The organism is Desulfoluna spongiiphila (assembly GCF_900101345.1).
GTDB lineage: Bacteria > Desulfobacterota > Desulfobacteria > Desulfobacterales > Desulfolunaceae > Desulfoluna > Desulfoluna spongiiphila.
This window is the reverse complement of the sequence record NZ_FMUX01000007.1, coordinates 135,744-155,680: the sequence shown is the minus strand read 5'-3', so window position 1 is coordinate 155,680 and position 19,937 is coordinate 135,744. Positions and strand designations below refer to the sequence as shown.

Annotated in this window: 18 protein-coding genes; 5 read left to right on the top strand and 13 right to left on the bottom strand. The window is 55.8% G+C overall.

The window, feature by feature from the left end; genetic code table 11:
• Nucleotides 1-53 precede the first annotated feature (53 nt).
• The 5 genes from BLQ12_RS11395 to BLQ12_RS11375 all read right to left on the bottom strand — a co-directional run bounded on the left by BLQ12_RS11395 (nt 54) and on the right by BLQ12_RS11375 (nt 3,541).
• Nucleotides 54-509 (bottom strand): hypothetical protein, encoded by a 456-nt coding sequence (locus BLQ12_RS11395; protein ID WP_092210775.1) that lies wholly within the window; start codon nt 507-509, stop codon nt 54-56.
• A 191-nt stretch (nt 510-700) separates the two neighbouring features.
• Nucleotides 701-1,255 (bottom strand): flavodoxin family protein, encoded by a 555-nt coding sequence (locus BLQ12_RS11390; protein WP_092210774.1) that lies wholly within the window; start codon nt 1,253-1,255, stop codon nt 701-703.
• Nucleotides 1,256-2,043: 788 nt separating this feature from the next.
• Nucleotides 2,044-2,496 (bottom strand): MarR family winged helix-turn-helix transcriptional regulator, encoded by a 453-nt coding sequence (locus tag BLQ12_RS11385; RefSeq protein WP_092210773.1) that lies wholly within the window; start codon nt 2,494-2,496, stop codon nt 2,044-2,046.
• 125 nt (nt 2,497-2,621) lie between these two features.
• Nucleotides 2,622-2,975: a DUF805 domain-containing protein gene (locus BLQ12_RS11380; RefSeq protein ID WP_092210772.1), complete on the bottom strand. Its 354-nt coding sequence runs from the start codon at nt 2,973-2,975 to the stop codon at nt 2,622-2,624.
• 221 nt (nt 2,976-3,196) lie between these two features.
• Complete coding sequence (locus tag BLQ12_RS11375) at nt 3,197-3,541, bottom strand: hypothetical protein (RefSeq protein WP_092210771.1); 345 nt, start codon at nt 3,539-3,541, stop codon at nt 3,197-3,199.
• Between the two features lie 422 nt (nt 3,542-3,963).
• On the opposite strand from BLQ12_RS11375, the gene BLQ12_RS11370 reads away from it, so the two are divergent.
• Nucleotides 3,964-4,608 (top strand): LysE family translocator, encoded by a 645-nt coding sequence (locus tag BLQ12_RS11370; protein WP_092210770.1) that lies wholly within the window; start codon nt 3,964-3,966, stop codon nt 4,606-4,608.
• Nucleotides 4,609-4,845: 237 nt separating this feature from the next.
• On the opposite strand, the gene BLQ12_RS11365 is transcribed toward BLQ12_RS11370, so the two are convergent.
• The 3 genes from BLQ12_RS11365 to BLQ12_RS28200 all read right to left on the bottom strand — a co-directional run bounded on the left by BLQ12_RS11365 (nt 4,846) and on the right by BLQ12_RS28200 (nt 6,043).
• Nucleotides 4,846-5,487, bottom strand: coding sequence for a flavodoxin family protein (locus BLQ12_RS11365; protein ID WP_092210769.1), 642 nt, complete (start codon nt 5,485-5,487; stop codon nt 4,846-4,848).
• A gap of 213 nt (nt 5,488-5,700) precedes the next feature.
• Nucleotides 5,701-5,946, bottom strand: a complete 246-nt coding sequence (locus BLQ12_RS11360) for a hypothetical protein (protein WP_139163948.1) — start codon at nt 5,944-5,946, stop codon at nt 5,701-5,703.
• Entirely contained in the window at nt 5,921-6,043 is a 123-nt protein-coding gene (locus BLQ12_RS28200) for a hypothetical protein (protein ID WP_302846773.1), read from the bottom strand. The genes BLQ12_RS11360 and BLQ12_RS28200 overlap by 26 nt, the downstream gene beginning before the upstream one ends.
• 206 nt (nt 6,044-6,249) lie before the next feature.
• Here BLQ12_RS28200 and BLQ12_RS11355 point away from each other — a divergent pair, with 206 nt between their 5' ends.
• Nucleotides 6,250-7,524 (top strand): SPL family radical SAM protein, encoded by a 1,275-nt coding sequence (locus BLQ12_RS11355; RefSeq protein WP_092210767.1) that lies wholly within the window; start codon nt 6,250-6,252, stop codon nt 7,522-7,524.
• Between the two features lie 491 nt (nt 7,525-8,015).
• Here the strand turns inward: BLQ12_RS11355 and BLQ12_RS11350 are convergent, their stop codons facing one another.
• From BLQ12_RS11350 to BLQ12_RS11340, 3 genes are all read right to left on the bottom strand, one after another.
• The gene (locus BLQ12_RS11350) at nt 8,016-9,734 is read right to left on the bottom strand and encodes a methyl-accepting chemotaxis protein (RefSeq protein WP_092210766.1); all 1,719 of its coding nucleotides are present in this window, start codon (nt 9,732-9,734) and stop codon (nt 8,016-8,018) included.
• A 325-nt stretch (nt 9,735-10,059) separates the two neighbouring features.
• The gene (gene ybiA / locus BLQ12_RS11345; RefSeq protein ID WP_092210765.1) at nt 10,060-10,620 is read right to left on the bottom strand and encodes a riboflavin biosynthesis intermediates N-glycosidase; all 561 of its coding nucleotides are present in this window, start codon (nt 10,618-10,620) and stop codon (nt 10,060-10,062) included.
• A 177-nt stretch (nt 10,621-10,797) separates the two neighbouring features.
• Nucleotides 10,798-11,691 (bottom strand): LysR family transcriptional regulator, encoded by an 894-nt coding sequence (locus tag BLQ12_RS11340; protein WP_092210764.1) that lies wholly within the window; start codon nt 11,689-11,691, stop codon nt 10,798-10,800.
• Nucleotides 11,692-12,203: 512 nt separating this feature from the next.
• Here BLQ12_RS11340 and BLQ12_RS11335 point away from each other — a divergent pair.
• From BLQ12_RS11335 to BLQ12_RS11325, 3 genes are all read left to right on the top strand, one after another.
• Nucleotides 12,204-13,619, top strand: a complete 1,416-nt coding sequence (locus BLQ12_RS11335) for a coniferyl aldehyde dehydrogenase (protein WP_092210763.1) — start codon at nt 12,204-12,206, stop codon at nt 13,617-13,619.
• A gap of 134 nt (nt 13,620-13,753) precedes the next feature.
• Nucleotides 13,754-14,935 carry an iron-containing alcohol dehydrogenase gene (locus tag BLQ12_RS11330; protein WP_092210762.1) on the top strand — a complete coding sequence of 394 codons (1,182 nt, stop codon included), beginning with the start codon at nt 13,754-13,756 and terminating at the stop codon, nt 14,933-14,935.
• Between the two features lie 122 nt (nt 14,936-15,057).
• Entirely contained in the window at nt 15,058-16,644 is a 1,587-nt protein-coding gene (locus BLQ12_RS11325; protein ID WP_092210761.1) for an arylsulfatase, read from the top strand.
• A 178-nt stretch (nt 16,645-16,822) separates the two neighbouring features.
• Here BLQ12_RS11325 and BLQ12_RS11320 read toward each other — a convergent pair whose 3' ends face one another.
• Together BLQ12_RS11320 and BLQ12_RS11315 are read right to left on the bottom strand one after the other, a co-directional pair.
• Complete coding sequence (locus BLQ12_RS11320) at nt 16,823-18,043, bottom strand: amidase family protein (protein WP_092210760.1); 1,221 nt, start codon at nt 18,041-18,043, stop codon at nt 16,823-16,825.
• A 360-nt stretch (nt 18,044-18,403) separates the two neighbouring features.
• Entirely contained in the window at nt 18,404-19,651 is a 1,248-nt protein-coding gene (locus BLQ12_RS11315; protein WP_092210759.1) for a hypothetical protein, read from the bottom strand.
• Nucleotides 19,652-19,937: the final 286 nt, after the last annotated feature.

Here is a 19,937-nt window from a genome sequence, read left to right as displayed (position 1 = left end):
CATGAAAAGGGACTGTCTGCCGCTTTTTGTGTACACCACGGCCCAGGGAGGTCTTATTCGCTGTCCAGGGCTTTGGTGATTTGTTTGCCGTAAAGATAGGCTCTCCAGCCGGTTGTCTCGTCAATCATGGTATACGAGCCTGCCCTGATGGCATTTTTTTCGGTGGCCAGTTGGCTCAGCCGGTCGTAGATGGTTTCTGATTTGGCGCTGCCATTGTAATTCCTGGGAATGTAGACTCGGTTAACCGATACCCGAAGAATACCCTTTTCTGTGGTTCTGGCCCGTACCTCAAGGACGCGACCTTTTCCGTTTGTAAAATAGGTTGCGTCTCCATGGTTCTGGGATATTGCGGCGGTCCCGAGGGCGTGGAGCTCGCTTCCCGGCACCGCGGCGCGGCCGAAGAGGAGGTCAAGGGGTGATGCCGATGTCGGCGGAACGACCGTTGAGAGAATAATCAGCATTAGGGCTGCGTTGATGAGCGTTTGTTTTATCAGGGTGATGTGTTTCATGTGTGTCTCCAGTGGTTCCTTTTTGCTTAAAGGGTGGCATAAAAAAATGGTCGTGATGGTGTGAATTGATGCTCCCAGCAGGCCCGGTGAGAGGGGAGGGGGCGCCGGGAACATCGTGACTCAGAGCCCCACATGAAGAGGCGATTGTTCAGCCTGTCCATCGGGGACATCCGATATGGCTCTCGCAAGGATTATGCGGGAGCACCCTCTTCGAGACTTTTAAGGATCGATGTTGTCATTTCTGTTAGGCTGTCGAGGTCGGCCTGGTTGGGGCGGTCTCGAATATCACCCATTCGCCCGCCCACCGACAGCGCCTCAAGGTTCCCGTGAAACGCCCCGACAATGTGCCAGGCACCCATCACCTCGATGCCGAGGTGGTCGAAAAACTGCCCCATCCATTGCGTGGTGGGATACGCCTCGTTGATCCCCGTGTGGGTGCCGCCGTAGGTGCAGTAGGTGACGGCTTTGATGTGCGACCTGCGGGGGGCATTTCGCGGCAGCGCACCGGAGGCGCGATAACCGGTGCATGCTTTGTCGATCAATTTCATCAACGGCTTGCCGGGTAGCCAGTGGTATACACCGGAGCCCATGAAAATAAAGTCATAGTCCAGGAATTCCACCTCAACACCTCCTTTGACGGGGACGGTCGAGACGGTATGGCCTTCCCGTATTGCCACCTCCTCAATTTTGCGTGCCACTTTTTCTGTGTTTCCTGTTGCCGAAAAGTAAATGTTCAAAATGTTCATGATGTCTCCTCTTTGATGGATAGGTTACTATGTTGAGCAGGGGATCGCCGGCACCGTGCCGTAACTTTTCCCCGGGTACCAGTGTGTTGTTTTTCGGCTTGGGTGTATACCCGGTATACGCTGCGGACAAGCATAGACATACCTCGGGTGTTTACTGGATAGAGACCCCGTTGCGGCCCAACCCGAATATTTCATGAGAAAACGATTGAGCCAAAGCAATAAAGCATTATTCCAGGTGGTTACTGTGAAAAATTAAGACATTTGTAAAATACAAAATGTAATTCACGGTTTTCTGCTCGATTTTCTCACCCTTCGGGCGAGCCGAGTGCACCCATCTTCTGCGTTATCAGAGCTTTGAGGTAAACTACTACATCTGCAGCTCTGATGCCTTGAATATGGGTGCACTCGACTCGTGAAATATCCGGGCCAAGGCATGTCCATCGGTAGCGGTCAGCCGTATACTGGGTATACGCTCAGGGTGAAAAAAGATGACCATTCAGCTTATGCCTCCGGCTGCCCTGCCGGGGGCGAAACGTTTGCCGGATCACATAAACACGGGTTTGACAAACAGGTCTTTATCGTTCTTCTTGAATGACGTTTGTTTGAAAGGCGGATGTGATTTGACCCAAGGAGTTCACCTACGTCCCTGTCAATGCGTCACCATTAGACAAACGTCAATGGGCTACGCGCGACAGGCGAGGGGCAAAGCGCATCCGCAACCGGCTTTCAAGGTGCCCCCACCTTGCCGCCAGAGGCAGCTTTTCAAAGCTGAATAGTTGCAAAAATAATTACAGGTGTTTTTCCGACATCCCTTGGGCCTTGCGAAGGAATGTGACGATCGTGTCGACTTCCTGCGGGTCTAAGCTTTGATAGTATGCCATGAAGTCGGCATTCATCTCGTTGTGAATTTTCTCATGCATCGCATTGGCGTTTATGCCTTGGTCTGTCAGGCGGATCAGGATCCGGGAGTTGTTGGCCGGGTCCGTATGTTTTGCGGCGAGGCCTTTTTTTTCCAGTTTCCGGACGGTTTTAGAGATCGCACCTTTGGTGACATTCAATATACGCGCGATTTCAGAGATGTGCACCGTCTCGCTTGAGGCGATCAGGGCCATCAGGTGAATTTCGCTGCGGGAGATGGAGAGCCCCTCGATATACTGCTGGGGCTCTTTTTCCCCTTTGATGATTTTTTCCACCAAAACCATAAATTCAACAAGCAGGCTATTTTTATTCTGTGTTGTCATGGGGTGAACGTATACCGGGTATACGCTACCGTCAAGCAATAAATTATTATTTTATGGACAGGAAGCAGGCAAGGTCAGAATGAGGGACTTCTCGGAAGGAACCTATTCGGCTCAGTATGGGCAGATCAGGCCGCAGCCGTTTTGGGGTTCGGGCCGTACGGGTTCCCCTCGTCCTTGCTGTCCATGATCAGGAAGACAAGGTAGACAATGGCGCCGATGAGGGGGACCAGGGTGATAAGGAGCCACCAGCCGCTTTTGCCGATGTCGTGGAGACGTCGGATGCTGACCCCGATGCTTGGCAGGAGAACGGCAAGGCAGTACAGGGCGCTCAGGAAGCCGGGGCTGCCGAACATTCCCTCGATGAATGCGATGGCAATGGTGATCAGGGCGTTGAACAAGGCAAACATCCAGAACTCTTTTCTTCGGGCTCGCCCGTTGAAGACAGCATACTTCTTCAGGACCTCGATATACCAGTTCATGCCTTTTTCCTTTTTTTTGTGTTTTTTTTACTGAAGGGTTGCGTATGGGGTTATGCGAATTTTGATAGCAAGGTTCACTGGGCCTCAAGTTGAAAACCATGATTTCAGGGTGGTGCCGTGTCGATGCAGATCAAATGACGGGCTGTAGAGATCGGAAGCCTGTGGGGCTGGCGTGCTTCATTAACGAGCATGGAGAGGAGACTTCGGGAAAGGGGGAGACGCTACTTTCTGGAGGCCATGCCGATGTCCGGAAAGGTCACGGTGATGATTTCATAGATGCTTGTGGCAATGACCGTGACGAAGACCATCATGGACGTGACGAGGATCATCACCCCTGCCTTGGTACTGAGGATGTGCATGGCCTCTGCGGCCTTTATGGCCAGGGGCATGGTCAGCCACCCGATGAGCGTGGCCAGGACCACGGCAAAGACGATGCGGGCCTTGTTTGCCCGCACGCCGCTGAACAACCCGAAGACAAAGACGGCCAGTGCCAGCACAAGGGCTGCAATGGACAGGGTGCTGCTGACCTCAGGCCATGCAAAGTACACGACGGTTTCCGACGACATGGGTGGGCTCCTTGCTGGAATGTTGGGTGGTGTGGCGCTCCGTGCGGTGGCGTTGGGTTGCTTGTAACTATCTCATGTTGCTTGTGATAAATCAAGTGTGGGACGGTTTTGGGGATGGGCGCCGGCAGGTCTTCCGGTTGTGTTTTTCTGGACCATTCACGTGGAACCGTCCCTTTTTTTGTGGCTGGCGACAGTGACAATTGAATTGGGGTCGCGATGATACTTATACTTCTTTTTAAGAGGCTTCATGAGACGTAATTGAACTTTTTGTTGACTGACTAGAATAAGAGTACGAGGCTGTTCGAAGGGGGGCGCTGTGTTGAGCGGTTCTCCTTGCCGCCGTAGGTTATTTTCATTTGCTTTGCCCGGAGGCGTCAAGGCTGTATCTGCCCCAAAACTCTTAAGACAACAAGGCGGGTGGGATGGATTTTCACATATGGGTGGTTTTTGTGGTGGCGGCTTCGGTGGTCCTTGTGGTGCCGGGACCCACGGTTGTTTTTGTGGTGGCAAAGGTGACGGATCTGGGGATTCGGAGAAGTTTTCCCGTTGCCTGCGGGGTGCTTGCCGGGGACCTTGTCTGTATGTCTCTTTCGTTGGTGGGGGTGGGGCTTGTCCTTTCCACATCTGCTGTCGCCTTCTCCATAGTCAAATGGCTGGGGATCGCGTACCTGGTCTATCTCGGCGTGGATATTATGGTAAAGACGCGTTTAAGGCACACCACTGCGGCGGAAAAAACTGAGCATGAGGGGGTAAATGAGAGTCGCGAGAGCTCACGATCTCTCTTTTTTAATGCATTTTTACTGAACACCCTGCATCCGAAAGGGATGATTTTTTACTCATCATTCATGCCCCAATTCATCTCCGGAGAAAAAGCGGCATCCTTTCAGTTTCTGACCATGGGCCTGACTTTTTTGTGTCTGGCTGCCGTGAACCTTCTCATCTACATGGCCATGGCAATGCACCTGAAAAGGCTCAAGGGCTCAGGACGGTTCCGCTCCGGTACCTTGGTCAAGTATGTCTCCGGGGTAATTTTGATCGCAACGGGAGTGTGCGCTGCGGTGATGTGAGGTCCCCTTGCCTTGATGGACGAGTGTGTCCCGCTGAAGGACCTTCAGCCCTGTTTTTTAACTGCCGAAAGGGTCGGGGTGGTTCGCCTGAATCCATACCGGGCTCGGGCCGTACAGGGGAAAAAAGTCTCTGTGGGTATACCCACGAGACCCCTCCTCCAATTCGCGTTGCTGTGCTTAACTATCCGGTTTCTTGTTTTGGAGACATCGTTTTCTTGTGGCATATCCGGGATAGTCTCAGGCAATGGACCGGGCAAGGGACGCGCCAAGCTCAAAGGCCTGGGCCAGGGTGTCTTCTTTTTTCTTGATGTCGCCCCTGCCGAAGACGTTGAGAACGGGCAGCTCTCCCACGATGTCGTAGCCCAGGGCCTTGAGGGGAAGGCCCATGGCCTCCATGGTAAAGCCCATGTCTTTTTTTGTCTCCTGCTCGCAAATGGCCACAATCACGGCTTTTCTGCCCTGGTCCCCCAGCTGGCTGGACCAGGGGCCGGGCCGTTCAGCGGTGAAATTGTAGAAGCAGTAGAGGCGGTCGATGAAGGCCTTCATCCATGCCGTGATGTTGTAGTTGTGGGTGGGGGAGATCAGCACCAGCCCCTTGGAGGCGATGATGTCCGGGTAGAGAAGGGACATCCCGTCCCTCTTGCCGGTGCAGATGCGGTCTTTCCGGCACCGCTCGCAGCCGATACAGGGGTCGAACTGCACATCCCGCAGGTGAACTTTCCGGGTCTCCGAGCCCTGGCGGCTCGCTCCTTTAAGGACCTCTGTCAGCAGGAGGTCCGAGTTCCCTTTGGCCCTGGGGCTGCCCCCGATGCCCAGTACCGCGGGCTCCGGGGTGTGCGAACTGATGTTTTGAAACAGTGGGGCATCGAAAAATCGCATGGGTGATGTCCTTGGCATGGTAGGCGCCAACCGGGGCTGGCGGTTAAAAAAAGACTCTGCTGATGGCCTCAGGCGGCTTTTTGCAATCGATGCAACCATAGGGGAGATGTGGCTATAAATCAATGGACTGTGCCTAAAAGCTGTAGCGCACCCGCACGAAACCGCTGGTGCCCGTGCGACCCGGTGAGGCGTCTTCGGCCCCGGCCGGGATATTCAGGGAGAGGGATACGTCCCATCCCGGGTATCCGTGTAACGGGTGTACAGGAAGGCAAGGTCCCAGCCGTTTCGGTAATGGGTGAGGCGCACCTGGCTGTCCACATGGCGGTGATCCTCATCGGTGCGGGCCGTGAGCTCCAGCTCGGAGGAGGCAGAAACTTCCTGGGAGAGCATGGCCGCGTCAAGGCCCCGGGTTTCATATGTCGGGTCCAGGGATTTATTTGATTTCATCCGTATAGGCATGGCGGTTCTCTTCGGGAATCATGGCCTCGTCCTTTTCGGGGAGATAGACGGTGAGGTGGTAGGCCCGCTGCCCCTCGTCCCTCGGGCCAAATCGCATCCGTCTTTGATTCAGGTTGGCCTGATTCTATTAAAACCTGTTTGCCAAACTTTTTAAAAGTTTGGCCCCCGGCAGGGCCGCCGGAGGCATTTTTACATGTTCTTATGCGCTGAATCGGTACGGGGTGGTGGCGGCGCCACGGGAGGCGATGGACACCGAGCGACTGGGCACTGGCGGGAACCCCTTTTTTCCGGTATAACGACGCCATGACACCAACGAAACTTTCACAGACGGCCCTTTTCCATAAGCTTCCCGAGGCACAGCAGCAGTGGCTGCTCGACATGTCCGAGACCTATGCCCTTTCTTTTCAACAGCTCAAGATGCTGACCGAATACAGCGCGGACCTGATCTGCTGGCGTGCCGGGTCCCTGGAGCAGTTTCATCGCCCGGAGGCGGTGGGCAAGGCAAAGGGGAAGCAGGCGGCGGCAAAGGTGTTTCAGCAGTTTCGGGATGGGTACGAAGCGTTAAAAAACGGGCAAAAGCAGTATGCGGGAGCCGAGGGGTTTTCGGCTGCGGAACGCAAATTTCCGGCGGAGCAGATGGTGGAGGTCCAGCTTCGGGGCAACATCATGGGGCGGTGCCCCGTGGCCTCTGAGAAGACCCGCTGCTGCAACCTGACAACCCTGGATGCGGTTCAGCAGTGCGGCTTTGATTGCAGCTACTGCTCCATTCAATCCTTTTACCACGGAAATCAGGTGCGTTTTATCCGGGACCTTGTGGCCCATCTGGATACCCTGGAGCTGGACAAGGACAAGCCTTACCACATCGGCACCGGGCAGTCCTCGGACTCCCTGATGTGGGGCAACCGCTTCGGGCTCCTGGACTCCCTGTGCCGGTTTGCCTCGGCCCACCCCAACGTGATCCTTGAGATGAAATCCAAGAGCGGCAGGGTCGATTATTTCCTTGAGAACCGGCCTCCGGCCAACATGGTGTTTACCTGGTCCCTTAACACGCCCACGGTGATTCACCATGAGGAGAAGGGGACCGCTTCCCTGGAGACACGCCTTGCCAGCGCCCGGAAACTGGCCGACAAGGGACTCCCGGTGGGGTTTCACTTTCACCCCATGGTCTGGTACGAGGGCTGGCGGGAGGATTACCTGGCTCTGGTGTCCCGTCTGACGGAGATGTTCCGGCCCGAAGAGATCGTCATGGTCTCTCTGGGGACCCTGACCTTTATCAAGCCGGTGTTAAAGCGCATCCGGGAACGCATGCCCGACAGCTCCATCCTTCAGATGCCCACGGAGGAGTGCGCCGGGAAACTGAGTTACCCCCTGTCCATCAAAGAAGACCTCTTTTCAACGGTGTACCAGGCCTTTCCTCAGTCCTGGAGAGAGTCCGTCTTCTTTTACATGTGCATGGAGCACATCGACCTCTGGGAACCGGTGTTCGGGCGCAGCTACGCCTCCAACGAGGCGTTCGAGGCGGACATGATCAAGACCTATCACGAAAAGACAGCCCGTATCCGTCAAGCCAACCCATAGTCAGGCCAATTTTCCCCTCATGTCAAAACAAAAAAGCCCCCGACAGGAATGTCGGGGGCTTTTTTGTTATAAAACTTAGTGGTTAAGCTTTTCGGTAACTATTCAGCTTGCCTCCGGCGGCAAGGTGGGGGCACCTTGAAACCCTATGGCGAATGCATGGAGGTCGCTGTTATACGAATGCTCACAAGGCATTCGCGTGATGTATGACATGGGGCAACCGCTTATGCTGAAGAGGCCTATTTCATTCTTCTGGAATCACGATGAAGGGCATTTGCAATTCGCTTGACTTTAACCGGAATAACTCCGGCGGGTCGCTTTTTTGAAAAAAAGCTCCGCAAAAAAATGTCCCAATGCACGAAAAGTTGACACTATGTCGGCGGAGCCTGGAAAGGCTTTCTTAAGACCTGTTTGTCAAACCCAAAGTATCTAATTGGCAAACGTTTGGCCCCCGGCAGGGCCGCCGGAGGCTTTTTCGAACCGACCCGCTACGTCTACAGCTTGAAGGCGCTGACCAGATCCTGGAGTTTTGCGGCCATCTCCTTTAAGCGCTGGGAGTTGTGGCTCACCTCCGAGCTCTGGGTGGAGATGGCGTTGGCTTCCATGTTGACGTCGGCGATGTCCCGTGCAATCTCCGTGGCCACGGTGGAGGCCTGGGCCACGTTTTCCGTCACCTCCAGGGTGCCCCTGGATGCCTGGGAGACATTGTCGGCGATCTCCCGGGTGGTGGCTGTCTGCTCTTCGATGGCGGCCGCGATGGTGCTGACGATGTTGTTGACCTCTCCCACCACGTTGGAGACCTGATGGATCTGGGAGATGGTGGAGTCCGTAGAGCTCTGGATGGCCTGGGTCTTTCCCTTGATCTCCTCGATGGCGTCGAAGGTTTGCCGGGCCAGTTCCTTGATTTCGTTGGCCACCACGGCAAAGCCTTTGCCGGATTCCCCTGCCCGGGCCGCCTCAATGGTGGCGTTCAAGGCCAGGAGCGTGGTCTGCTCGGAAATGTCCGTGATGACATCGGTGATCTTTCCGATCTCACTGGCAGCAGACCCGAGTTCCCCGACCTTTTCAGAGGCCCGTGTGGCTTCGTCCACCGCCTCTCCGGTAATGTGCCGGGCGGTTTCGGTGCTTTCGGCAATCTCGTTGATGGTGGCGGTCATCTGTTCGGCGGCGTCGGCCACGAGGCTGACGTTGGTGGCCGTCTCTTCCACGGCCGCGGCAACCGAGTTCATGTTGGTGCTCATCTCTTCGGATGCCGCTGCCACGGTCCGGGACCGGTCGGCGGTGTTGTCGGAGCTTTTGGAGAGGGTGCCGGAGATCCCTTCCAGTTGTGTGGACGCCTCCAGCAGCCGGGTTCCTTCGCCCCCGATGTTTTCCATCATGGACTTCAGGCGGGCCACCATGGCATTGAGGCGCCGCATCATGCGGCCCATCTCATCGTTGCTTTTTACCTGGACGACACCGGAGAGGTTGCCCTCTTCAATCTGTTTGATGAACCGGCCGGTGGCGGTAAGGGGGGCCAGCAGGCTCTTTCGGACGATGAACCAGGAGATGAGAAGGATCAGGGCCAGGGCGCCGAAGGTGAGAAGCGCGACGTTCAGCTTTGCCGCCAGGATCTGGCGGTTGGTCTCGCCCAGGGACATGGTGAGTTCGAAGGCTCCGTGGATCTCTCCGGCTTTCCATCCCTCCTTGGTGCCGCCCAGGGGGTCTTTGGTTCCCCGGGGGAACCCATGGCAGACCATGCAATCGGCCGTGAGCTTGATGGGGCGGAAGTAGCGGATTTCATCGTCTGAGATAACGATTTTTTCCGTGAGCCCTTTGGTCTTGATTTCGTCTAAAATCTCTTTTTCAAAGGCATTGGCCTCGTTGGCCCTGTTTCGGGGGGAGATTTTCGGCACCTTGAAGGTGTACCCCGTGGAGTCAGCGTTTAGCTTCACCATGTCGATGGCGGTGACGACCGGCACGGCCTCAATCAGTTTGGCTTTGGGGATTTGGTCGAAGGGAACGATGATCCCCTGGGTGAGTTTGTGGGCCATTTCGTTTCGGGCGGCCTCAGCCATCAAGACGATGGCGCGGCTTTTCTGCACCATTCCGTCCACAGCGCTGTTTCGGATGTCGGATACCCTTAAAACGCCGAGAATAATGGCGATGGCCAAAGGGCCCAGGGTGGTGATGGCTGTGATTTTCCACTTGATGCCGATGTCTTTGAATGTCATGGGAATTTCTCCATTGGGACGTTGGGGGGGTATCCGCCACAGGCGTTCCTCCCGAGGAACTGAAAAGTAAGGAAAAAAAAGTAGCACAGTGTGGCTGATGAGGCAACCATACTGTGCTGATAAGAGACGTCGGCGTGATTCCGTATTTTGATGTCAGGAAAGGGATTGCGGATTTTTCTTGGCAGGATTTGGGCAGGATATCTCGTGTGGTGTTACGGGGTTCACCGTGTATTGCTTTACCCTTTGGCAAGTCGTTTTTGGATAAACCTGATCAAAGCCCGCCTTCACCCTGGGGGTGCCGCAGGCTCTTTTGCAGAGCGGAGGGTCACGATTGGCCCAGGATCGATCTTACGCTCATGAGGGCGAAGCCCAGCAGGTTAAGGCCTTTCCAGTTCTTCGGGTCCCTGCAGAGGGGGGCTTCTTCGACCAGGCCGATTCCCCAGATGGTATCCATCGGGCTTGCCTCCACCAGAATGTGATCCCCTGTGCCCAGAAGATATGTTTTCAATGCTTCATTCTGCTCGAATTTTGCTTTGTTTCCGCGCACCACAATGTCTAAACGATGCCGGTTCCACTCGGCTTCATGGAAGTTTTTTATGCTGCGGCCCCATTTTTTTGCTTCCCGGGGGTGTGCGCACTCGATGATCTTGCGCCGCATGGTCTCGTCATTGAATAGCCGCGCTTTTTCCGCCATCATGTAGACTTCCGCCGACGTATAGCGAATACCGTCCAGGTCAAAGGGGGCCTGCCACCACTGGCTGAAGCACTGCTTGCCTGTGCGGCCGTCCTTTCTCGGGTGATGCCCCCAGAAGAAGAGGTAGTCGAGTCGGTTTCCGCCCTTTGCCTCTTTTTGCAACGAGTCAATATCAAAGATTTTTTCATGCATAAGACAATTTCTTTCCTGATGACAGATCAACACCGGGTCCAAGATACCGTTTATATCAACATCCCGCCCCAGGCAAGGTGAATGGTTGACGCTCTGGTAGAAACAATCCACACAGGTGCTTATCAGTACGGCAGTTACGTGGATAATTATGAGCTGTCCGAGCCTTTACGCTTTTTCTCACCGATAGTCGAATTCAAATTCGATCTGGCCCAGAAGGTTAAGGAATCGACGCGTCTTGGCAGGAACAAAGGCTGCCCCCGGATAGAGGGCGTACCAGGGATATGGGGACAGCTGGTACCCTTCCAGCAGTCTCACCACCTCACCGGTTTCGAGAAGTTTCCGGTAGGGCCACATGGGGGCCAGGCCGATGCCGAATCCCTCCACCACAAGATCCCGAACCGCAGTGAGGCTGTTCACCGTGAATTTTCCGTCCGTGACGTGGACCCGTTCCCGCTTGCCCTGGCGGTGCAACTCCAGGGGGAGCTCCCGCTGCTGTTTTGAAAAAAGCAGAAAATCATGGTGTTTGAGATCCTGGGCGGTTTGGGGGGGCGGGTGGGTTTCAAGGTAGCCCCTGGACGCAACGAGGATCATGGGCATGTCCGCAAGTTTTTTGCACATGAGGTTGGAATCTGGAAGGTCCCCCACGTGAATCTCCACATCAAAATGGGAGGTTGGGGCTTCGGCGTATCCGCTGTTGAAGCGAAGCTCCACCCTGAGCTCCGGGTACTGTGTCACCATGTCTTTCAGGACCGGGACCACAAAGGCCAGGCCAAACTCCAGGGGAGCGCTCACCCGAAGGAGGCCCTGGGCCGTATCGGCCACGCTGGAGACCCTTGCCTCCAGGGCGGATTGTTCATCTGTAAGCCTGCGCATGCCTTCGTAGTAGAGGAGGCCGGTCTCCGTGGGCGTGGAGCGGCGGGGAGAGCGCTGCAAAAGTTTGACACCCAGGCGCTCTTCCAGGGCCATGACCTTGCGGCTCACCGCTGACGGGTCGGTACCCAGCTGCTCTGCCGCGGCTTTGAAACTGCCGGCCTCCACCACCCGTAGAAAAATCCGTTCCGTTGATTCCATGTGCTCCCTCCCTTAAGCGTACAGAGAACAGTGTCCGTGCGTCCCGGTTTTTAAAAAATCGGCGCACCGGTGCGGCCGTACAGGAACCCGGCAGACCTTTGTTCCGATTGTAAATTTTGCAATTTTAAAATGCAATAATAGGGTCTACATGAATGGCAATCATTTCGGTATCCTTTGGCCCGAATGTCGACTGGGGTTCCCTGTGGGGATCACAGGCAGGGGCTGGTTCGTCAGGGGAAATCCATTTTCCAGACTGAGTTGCTGGATGAAAAAGTGACGAATACCCAGGGACGAGAAGCGATTGAACAGGAAAGCAGGGCCTACCCATTGACAGAAAGATACGGTGGGTTGCTTGTTATTGTTCAGTAATTCTATATAATTAGATAAAAAGCAAGCGTAGCCCACAATCTCTCCTCTTTGGTCACCCCGCATTCTCAGCTCCCCATCAACCTATGCTTGACGGCATGTCACTCAGGAAAAGATACCCCCAAACATAAGGAACTTTAACGACCATGGACACTCAACAAGAGATGAACAAAATGGAGACCTCTCTGGCCACCATGAAGCGTGCATTTGCAAGCAGCCCCATGCCAAGCCTCAATACGCGGATCGGTATGCTCAAGAACTTGAAAACCGCCCTCATCGAGTACACGGGAAAGATCAGCTCAGCCATGAGTGATGACTATGGCAAGCGTAGTGAGATCGATACGCTGATTGCCGATATTGCGCCCTGCATCGCCAACATAAATCATACCGTTGGCCACCTTCATGAGTGGATGGAGCCCTCCAAAAGAGACTCCGGGCCCCTTCTTTCAACGGCATCCGTGGAGGTGATCTACCAGCCCTTAGGGGTTGTGGGCATTGTTGTCCCGTGGAATTTTCCCGTCATGCTCTCCATCGGGCCGCTTATTTCAGCCATCGCCGCGGGAAACCGCGCGATGCTCAAAATGAGTGAATTCACCCCCCATACAAACAAGGTCCTCGGAGAGATGCTCCAGTCGGTGTTTGATGAAGCCTATGTCAACGTGTTTGAGGGGGAAGCAGAGGTTTCGGCGGCCTTTACGGCACTGCCCTTTGACCACATCCTCTTTACCGGATCGACCACGGTGGGGCGCCATGTCATGCGTGCCGCAGCCGCCAACCTGACTCCGGTAACCCTTGAACTCGGGGGAAAATCGCCGGTCATCGTGGCCGACGATGTCTCCATGGAGATGGCGGTGGAACGGATTATTTACGGGAAAAGCCTCAACAACGGCCAGGTGTGCGTGGCACCGGATTATGTGTTCCTGCCCGAGGGCAGGGTGGAATCGTTTATTGCCGAATACAAAAAGCAGTACGGGGATCTTTTCCCGGACGGGGTGGATTCTGAAAACCTCACCTCCATGGCCAACACGCGTCAGTTCAATCGCATCGAAGGGCTTTTAAACGGCGAGACAGAAAAACAGACCCGCATCGAACCCTGCCATGGAAACAGCAGGGACAACGCAAAAAATCGATTGGTCACCCACATGATTGTGGACCCGGCAAAGGATTCTGAGGTCATGACCGAAGAGATTTTCGGTCCATTGCTTCCCCTGATTCCCTATGGGGATGTCCAGGAGGCCATGGCCTATATCCAGGGCAACCCACGCCCCCTGGCCCTTTACCTGATGACCTTTGACGAGGACCTCCAGCAGCAGGTCAAGACCACCGTCCATTCAGGTGGCATGTGCATCAACGACAGCGTGTTTCACCTTGCGGTGGACGATGCCCCCTTTGGCGGTGTCGGCGAATCCGGCATGGGAAACTACCACGGGTTTGAGGGCTTTTTGACCCTGTCCCACTCAAAGACCGTGATGACGTCGGGCACAAAACACAACATCAAGCATCTTTTCGCAAAGGACGACAATGCGTTCAAAAAGGCCGTATTGGAGGCCATGTTGCGATAGAAGGCCGACACCATGAGCCATTTTGCAGGCTCCGTGTCAGCCAGCCACCCGGCCTCCGGGCCAATGAAAACATGAACCCTCCATGGCACATGCAGCATCATGAAGGGTATTTAGAAACAACAGGAATGAAAACCATGCAGTCTCACTCTTTTGATTACCAGATGAAAACCATCGTCCACGCCAGGGAAAACGGCATTGAAAATGTGCCATCACTGTTTCTGGGCATGGGGGCAAAGCGCGTTGTCCTCTTTTCCGACAAGGGCCTTGAGGCCGTTGGGGTTGTGGATACCTTTGTCGGCATATTCAACCGCCAGAAGGATGTCTCCCTTGCCGGGATTTTTACCTCCATTGAACCCGATGCGGCCTGCCAGAACATCAATGACGCCACGGCTTACATGAGAAGCTGCGGGGCCGATGCCATCCTTGCCGTGGGGGGCGGAAGCGTCATCGACGCCTCCAAAGGGGTCAAGTACGCCCTGGACAGAGGGCTCTCCGATATTCGAGGGGATATCGCAGGCGGTGGCAGGCTGGAGGTCTGGCCGGACTCTCAGGGGTTTGCCATCCCCCACATCGCCGTCCCCACAACAGCCGGTACCGGTGCGGAAGCCTCCCCCATTGCCGTCTTTTTTAACGAAGAGGAAAACGTGAAGGCAAGCCTTGTGGTTTCCGGGCTTGAGGCGGACATCGCGATTCTGGATCCTTGCATGACAACGGGGCTTCCCAAGGGGCTTACCCGCTCCACGGCCTTTGACGCCCTGACCCATGCCGTGGAAGCCCTTGCCTCGCCTCTGAGCAATAGCTTCACGGACGCCTATGCCATGCAGGCGACCCGCCTTATTATCGATAACCTGCCCAGGGCACTGGAGGCGCCCGGGGACACAGCGGCCCGTGCTGCCCTGCTGCAGGCCAGTACCATGGCCATTTCAGCCTTCTACTCTTCCCTTGGGGGAATCCCCATCCACAATTGCGCCCACGCCTTCGGAGCCGTCGGTCATATCCCCCATGGAGACGCCAACACGGTTCTGATGCCCGTTGTCATCGACGCCTTACCCGAGTTCTATCAGCCGAAAATCGGCAAGCTGGCGTCGGCCTTGGGGGTGATGCCCGGTGCCGATGATGGGCAGACCCTTGCGTCGGTGGTGGCATTTCTGAAAAGTTTTCAGGATCGAATCGGGGCGGATACCACTTTTTCAGCCCGGGCCCTTGATGACAACCAAAAGAAACAAATCATGGAGACCGTAAAAAAAGACATGGCCTACCAGTTTTACGCCATCAGTGAGGAGAAGATCGCTCAGATTGTCAACCGGGTGGCATAGCCCCAGACGTGAAGCATCCTCGCCCAAAGGCGTAACACGTGGCCTGTGCCATGTGCCGGTTTCATGGACACGTATCACTCACCCATTGAAGGACCGATAATCCAACCAAGGAGGACGATACAATGAAGCTCAGCTTACGCGGAAACATGAGGACAGGTACACTGGTCACCGTGATGGTTGTGATTGCTTTGGCTGCGTTTCGGCTGCCGGCCTATGCGGAAGAGGCGCAAAAACCCAACATCGTCATTATCTGGGGGGACGATATCGGGCAGAGCAACATCAGCGCATACACCAAAGGCCTCATGGGCTACCGGACGCCCAACATCGATTCCATCGCCAAAGAGGGGATGCTCTTCACCGATTATTACGCTGAGCAGACATGCACCGCCGGGCGTGCAGCCTTTATCATGGGGCAGAGTGTTTTTCGAAGCGGCCTGAGCAAAGTGGGGATGCCTGGCGCCGACCTCGGCATGAACAAAGAGGACCCCACCATTGCAAGGCTTTTGAAAGCCCAGGGGTATGCCACCGGGCAGTTCGGAAAGAACCACCTGGGTGATAAAGACGAGCACTTGCCCACCCTCCACGGGTTCGATGAATTTTACGGCTCCCTGTATCACCTCAATGCATCGGAGGAACCCGAACTGCCTGACTACCCCAAAGATCCGGAGTTCATCAAGAAATACGGTCCCAGGGGTGTACTTTATTGCCTTGCCCTGCCCAATGGGAAACAGTCCATCGAGGATACGGGGCCCCTCACAACAAAACGCATGGAGACCATCGATGACGATGTTGCCGATCGGTCAGCCCGATTCATCGAAAAACAGCACAAAGCAGGGACGCCTTTTTTTGTCTGGGTCAACTTCACCCACATGCACTTTCGCACCCACGTAAAACCTGAAAGTGTGGGCCAGTCCGGCCGATGGCAGAGCCCGTACCATGATGCCATGATCGATCACGACAAAAATGTCGGCACGGTCCTCGACAAGCTTGATGAGCTGGGTATCGCAGACAACACACTTGTCTTGTACAGCACGGACAACGGGACCCATATGAACACCTGGCCCGATTCGGCCATGTCGCCTTTTCGGGGGGAAAAAAACGCCAACTGGGAAGGGGCGTACCGGGTACCTGCCATGGTGCGGTGGCCCGGAAAAATCGAAGCGGACTCGGTGTCCAACGAGATTATGTCCCACATGGACTGGATGCCGACGCTCCTTGCCGCAGCGGGCGTTCCCGACATCAAAGAGAAGTTGAAGAAAGGCTACAAGGCCAGCAAAAAGAAATATCGCGTGCACCTGGACGGCTACAATTTTCTGCCGTACCTGACGGGCAAGGAAGAGAAAGGCCCGCGGGAAGAGTTCTTTTATTTTTCAGATGATGGGGATCTGCAGGCTCTGCGGTACGACAACTGGAAGGTGGTCTTTGCCCAGCAACGTGCTCCGGGAACCATGCTCGTGTGGGGTGAGCCCCTGGTGCACACGCGTATTCCGTGGCTCTACAACCTCAGGACGGATCCCTATGAGCGGGCGTCCATCACCTCGAACACCTATTGGGACTGGTGGATGGATCATGCCTTTCTCCTGATTCCCGCCCAAGCCTATGTGGAAACGTTCCTGGCGACGTTTAAAGACTTTCCTCCCCGTCAGGAAGCGGGGAGCTTCACCATCGATAAGGTTATGGAAAAGCTCAAGACCCCCAGCAGCCTGTAGCGCTCCTTTAAAACGCAGCGGCAGCCAGTTTTCAAGATGGCTCTCCCTGTAGCCGGAGGCAACGGTGGTCTGAACCGTTAGATGGTATATAGACAGAAAGCGGCCCGTAACGGGCCGCTTTCTGGTTTGGCGTATGGACGGCTGAAGGGGAACGGCCGCATTTGGTACGTCCGTTGTGTCAGTGACCGCCGCACCGGCTGTACAGGAGGTTGCATATGCCCATGAGGGTGGTGTCCTGTCCGTATCCCGCCATGAAAGAGAGCCCCACGGGGACGCCCTGGATGTCTGCCACCGGCATGGTGATCTGGGGCGCGCGTGACAGGCTTGAGATGGCGTTTACGCCCATGGAACGCGGGACGTAGTCCCCTTCGTAAAAAGCCGGTGTGATCTCGTCCAGCCGGGGGGCGGGGTCCACCGTTGTGGGAAAACAGAGGATATTCCCGCCACTCAGGAAATCATTCAGTTGGCGCTGGAAGGTTTTTCGAAACGTGAGGCGGCACTGGATATCCTTGCGATCCGAGGCCTCGGCATACCCGTGAAGACCGGCCGCCGCCCCGGGACTCAGCCTCGGCTTATCATGGGTTACCCAGGCTCCGAAGCTGTTCCAGATCTCGATGGAGAGCAGGTACCCCAGGTTTTCAAAGAGCCAGCGCCAGTTGACATGGGACGCTGTGATCTCCGAGAGTGTTGCGGTCTGTGTGCGACACATCTCGGCGATTTTTCTTTGAAACGGTGCCAGGGCCTCTGCCATCTGCCCGCCTGCCAGTTGAAACACATCATCCACAAAGCAGACCGTCGGAGGGGCTGTGGGACCCTGCCCCTCTTCTGCCAGGAGAACTCCCATCACCTTTTCCAGGACCTCTCCGGTTCGTGCCATGATCCCCACGGTGTCGTAGGAGGGCGCCAGGGGCAGCACCCCGGACACGGAGATGGCCCCGTGGGACGGCCTGTAACCCCAGATGCCGCAATTGGCCGCCGGAACCCGCACCGAACCACCCGTGTCCGTGCCGAGGGCAAAGTCCACCTGTTTCCCCGCCACCGCCGACGCAGATCCGCTGGAGGATCCCCCGGGAATCCTGTCCGGGGCCTTGGGGTTTGCCGGCGTGCCGTAAAAGGCGTTGACCCCCAAAAGGCTGTAGGCCAGCTCATCGGAGATGGTTTTTCCTTTAAACGTCGCCCCTGCACCCAGGAGCTGCTCCATGCAGATGGCATGGGCAACAGGCTCGGCGGCGTGGGCATCTTTCCAGCCCGGGCTTCCGTAGCCCGTGACCTCACGGGCCACATCGATGTTGTCCTTCAGGGCAAAAGTCAAGCCGTCCAATGCGCCGGGGGCGTATGGTGCGTGCGTTTTTTGACTGACAAAGGGATCGGACAGGGGGGTGGTTTCACATGAATTCATTGAATCACTTCTTTTTCTGGGCTCATTGTTTCACCCCCTTCTCCCGTTCTCTGATGGAGACTGCCGGGGGCGTCGCTGTTCATTCTACACATTGAACTCTCAAGAATTAGGAATATGACAATGATCCGGACTATTCAACAGGAAATGAATGTGGATTCTCCTGGCGTGGGAGAGAACTCTAAATAAACTGGTCCACATGGGGTGCGGGGCTTTTCTAAAACGCGACCCACCGGAGGTGTGTTTTGTTCAGGGTAGGGCTCACCCAAAAAATAGAAATGGATGAATCCTATAAGAATGCCGCCGTGATTTGACCCGGGGGACGAGGGTTAAAGCGTAGCGGCAACCAGCTTTCAAGGTGGCTCACCTTGCCGCCGGAGGCGTTGTCTCTTGTACCTGCCTGAGGTGCTCCAAAGCCTCCCGGAAACTCACGCTCAACCGCTGGTTTTCCGTAAGCAGGATGAATCCCAGTCGTTGGGCTTTCTTTTCGATGAAGGCCATGTGGAGGGCGCCCCAGGGGACGATGAGGGTGTCGTAACGGGGGAGGGCCTTGGTCATCATGGCGACGGCAGCCTCGTTTCGCCGGGTGAAGATGTCGTAGGTAATGTCGGAAAGGGCGTTCTCATCGTTTACCTGGGAGTCGATCCAGGTGGTGTACTGTCTCCATGCTTCAGCAGGGGAGTCGGTCTCTGATAAGGCCGTTGCAAGGGTGTTGATGAAGGCCACGGTGGCGGGGGAGACCTCGGAGAGGTCGATGTCGGCGGAGACGATATGGGGTTTTCCGGCTCCTGCGTCCGACGGGTCCAGGGGTTCGAAATCCGTGGAGACGTAGGTGGCGTTGAGCTGCATCCGGGATTGGGAGTCCAGGCCGAGGAGTTCCCCCATGTTGTCGTAGGAGAACTGCGTTTTAAGGAGCCCTTTTTCGTCGGAGACCCCTTCGGCCAGGATCAGGGTCCTGCCGTTGGTCATGGATGTACCGATTTCACGGTAATAGGCCGTTCGCCCGATGTGGATCATGGGGATCAGACGCAGGGTTTTGCCGTCTTTGCCGTAGGTCTTCTCGTTCATGTACAGGCCGGTAGTGGTGATGCGCATGAACCCGTTGGTTTTGGCCTCGACATAGCTGGAAAAAGCAGAGAACCCCATGAGGCACAGGAGGACGGGGATGATGAGAATGCCGGCCGACATGCAGGCCAACGTGTTTTTCAGGCTGAACCAGGGGCCCTGGATCATGGACGGGCTCAGGAGAAAGGCGTGGTCAGACTGCTTTCGGATGGCCCAAATCCCCGCAAGGCCGATGCCCAATTGCCCCAACGCCATGATCAGTCCGAAGGCCCCCTTCGGGATGTACAGGGGCATGGGCCAGAACAGGAGACCGCCCCACAGGGCATAGCCTGCCATGGGCAGAAAGACCCTCTTGGGAAGCCGTCGGTCCAGGCCCATGGCCACAAAAACAGGCCCGGAAAGGAACAGCACCAAAAAGGCCAGGAAGTCCCTGGGCTGGATGAGCAGGTGCATCCCGCTTACCGCCGTAAAGAGTTCGTCCAGAACCGAAATCGCCCCGTCGGCAAGGAAAAGGATCAGAAAGAGGTTGGCAAAACGACGCATCATGGGTGCAGCCTTTTGTGAATGAGAGCTATTTTCTGCTTGAAGGGTGAACAACGACACTGGAAAAGCCGAAAGCATGCCTCCGGCGGCAAGGTGGGGGCACCTTGAAACCCTATGGCGAATGCATGGAGGCCGTCATTATGCAGGCGTTCTCGGGGCATTCGCGTGACGTGTGACATGTGGCAACCGTTTTTGCTGGAGATACCCATTTCATTCTTATCTTTTGTTCCCAGGCTCCCCTCAACGTATATGTCGGACGGAGTCCGACCCGAAGGCCGTTGCGCTTTGT

Bases quoted from the DNA above. Each gene is read 5' to 3' on its own strand.
- BLQ12_RS11320 (WP_092210760.1), bottom strand. From the start codon at position 18,043: ATGAATTCATGTGAAACCACCCCCCTGTCCGATCCCTTTGTCAGTCAA.
- BLQ12_RS11315 (WP_092210759.1), bottom strand. From the start codon at position 19,651: ATGATGCGTCGTTTTGCCAACCTCTTTCTGATCCTTTTCCTTGCCGAC.
- BLQ12_RS11330 (WP_092210762.1), top strand. From the start codon at position 13,754: ATGCAGTCTCACTCTTTTGATTACCAGATGAAAACCATCGTCCACGCC.
- BLQ12_RS11325 (WP_092210761.1), top strand. From the start codon at position 15,058: ATGAAGCTCAGCTTACGCGGAAACATGAGGACAGGTACACTGGTCACC.
- BLQ12_RS11370 (WP_092210770.1), top strand. From the start codon at position 3,964: ATGGATTTTCACATATGGGTGGTTTTTGTGGTGGCGGCTTCGGTGGTC.
- BLQ12_RS11335 (WP_092210763.1), top strand. From the start codon at position 12,204: ATGGACACTCAACAAGAGATGAACAAAATGGAGACCTCTCTGGCCACC.
- BLQ12_RS11395 (WP_092210775.1), bottom strand. From the start codon at position 509: ATGAAACACATCACCCTGATAAAACAAACGCTCATCAACGCAGCCCTA.
- BLQ12_RS11390 (WP_092210774.1), bottom strand. From the start codon at position 1,255: ATGAACATTTTGAACATTTACTTTTCGGCAACAGGAAACACAGAAAAA.
- BLQ12_RS11350 (WP_092210766.1), bottom strand. From the start codon at position 9,734: ATGACATTCAAAGACATCGGCATCAAGTGGAAAATCACAGCCATCACC.
- BLQ12_RS11355 (WP_092210767.1), top strand. From the start codon at position 6,250: ATGACACCAACGAAACTTTCACAGACGGCCCTTTTCCATAAGCTTCCC.
- BLQ12_RS11380 (WP_092210772.1), bottom strand. From the start codon at position 2,975: ATGAACTGGTATATCGAGGTCCTGAAGAAGTATGCTGTCTTCAACGGG.
- ybiA (WP_092210765.1), bottom strand. From the start codon at position 10,620: ATGCATGAAAAAATCTTTGATATTGACTCGTTGCAAAAAGAGGCAAAG.
- BLQ12_RS11385 (WP_092210773.1), bottom strand. From the start codon at position 2,496: ATGACAACACAGAATAAAAATAGCCTGCTTGTTGAATTTATGGTTTTG.
- BLQ12_RS11360 (WP_139163948.1), bottom strand. From the start codon at position 5,946: ATGCCTATACGGATGAAATCAAATAAATCCCTGGACCCGACATATGAA.
- BLQ12_RS28200 (WP_302846773.1), bottom strand. From the start codon at position 6,043: ATGCGATTTGGCCCGAGGGACGAGGGGCAGCGGGCCTACCACCTCACC.
- BLQ12_RS11365 (WP_092210769.1), bottom strand. From the start codon at position 5,487: ATGCGATTTTTCGATGCCCCACTGTTTCAAAACATCAGTTCGCACACC.
- BLQ12_RS11340 (WP_092210764.1), bottom strand. From the start codon at position 11,691: ATGGAATCAACGGAACGGATTTTTCTACGGGTGGTGGAGGCCGGCAGT.
- BLQ12_RS11375 (WP_092210771.1), bottom strand. From the start codon at position 3,541: ATGTCGTCGGAAACCGTCGTGTACTTTGCATGGCCTGAGGTCAGCAGC.